Raw genomic sequence first — 1,583 nt, 5'->3', positions numbered from 1 at the left:
CCTCAGAGAGGCCTCCTGTTTATAGATAATTAAAAAAAATAGTCGACTCCAGCGGGGTCTCCTAATTATAAACTTGATTTCTCAACCCTGTTTAGTGCACATTTAGATTTTGTGGGTAAACTTAAACCCAAGGGAGGGAATCGCACAATCCCCCACTTTTTTTGATCCTTCCGAACACCTGTGGTCATAACACCGGCCATAGGCTAATTGCTTTTCGTAGATGCATTCAAACACAATCACCTCTACTTTAAAAAGTCGTTCAAATACCCTAATATGGTGTTCGTCTGCATCATCAGGCTCACATGGCTTTGCGAAGGAACTATGGCCAAATGTGATTTGGGCATTGGGCTCAGATCGGCAGCAACGCCACCTCCCAGTAATTTATATGTTTTCATTAACTCAATTTTATCCAGGCCATCGTTGTCGCCTGATATAAGCAATACCGGCGAAGTAATTTTCGCAATATTGGCGTCGCCCATGTCAAATGGCTCCTGAACAAAAACAAGCATCTGCGTTATAAACTTTGTCCAATTTGTTTTATCTGGTGCCACGGCGTCGTATGCGGCTTTCATAGGGCTATTGGTAAAAACGTCAGGCTTAAGTGTTTTGAACGCACCGGTAACTTCGGGCGCCCAGCCACTACTTTTATAAGTAGAAGAAATGATCACTAATTTTTTCAGCCGTTTAGGGCTTTGTATAGCAAATTGGTAAGCCACAGACCCGCCCATACTATATCCAACTATATCCGCGCTGTCAATTTTCAGATGGGCCATTACGCCTTCAACATCACTTGCTAAAGTTGTAAGCGCAAATTTTCTATCTGAATACTGCGTATGTCCGTGTCCTTGCAATTCAATGGCAATCACTTTCCTGGTTTTCGACAGTTCAGGGATCATTTGGCCCCAGTTGGCTTCAATGGTCATAAAAGCACCATGCAGTAAAACTATAGGCCGGCCTTCGCCATATACTTCGTAATAAACTTTTATGCCGTTAACAGGTGCGTATCCGCTGGCTGTAGGTTTACTTTGCTGTCCAATAGACTGAAATACAGTAAAAGAAAGTATAAAAATCGTTAATACAAACTGGAGGACATTAGATCCTTTAAATACTCTTTTCATAACACATTATTTAATTGTTTTGATTTGATTGACAATACAAAGATCAATGACATTTCAGGATTTAGGCATGTGTAAAAACGACAATTTGAGGGGGAAATCGCGACAAGATACTGCCGTTATTATTCCTCTTAGGTTCTAATTATGCTATGAAACCATGCATACGCGGATCCATCAGCTAATTAAAAGTAATAATAAAAAAGGAACAGAAAATTTAACCGGCGGAGATATTTTAAGTAGGTAAACAAGATCCTCCATTAAAGGTTAATATGCGTTCCAATCAGGCTAACAAAATAGTTAGCCCCCAACACAAATTTCACCAAGCACTAACACTCTCCTAACGTAATGCCATTAGCTTTAGCCAATTGCATTACAACTCATGAAAAAATTAACCTTATTCTCGTTTCTCATTGCCTGCACAGCATTGAGCTTCGCCCAAGATACCACGCAGCGTATCGTACCCGGCAG

1 protein-coding gene is annotated in these 1,583 nt (G+C 40.7%); it reads right to left on the bottom strand.

Annotation, left to right across the window (positions count from 1 at the left end; genetic code table 11):
- Positions 1-242: 242 nt before the first annotated feature.
- Positions 243-1,118, bottom strand: a complete 876-nt coding sequence (locus VF500_RS14560; RefSeq protein ID WP_330860362.1) for an alpha/beta hydrolase — start codon at positions 1,116-1,118, stop codon at positions 243-245.
- Positions 1,119-1,583: the final 465 nt, after the last annotated feature.

Source organism: Mucilaginibacter sp. (assembly GCF_036383575.1).
Taxonomy (GTDB): Bacteria; Bacteroidota; Bacteroidia; order Sphingobacteriales; family Sphingobacteriaceae; genus Mucilaginibacter.
Note: the sequence above shows the minus strand (reverse complement) of the source record. Positions and strands in the feature narration are given on the sequence as shown.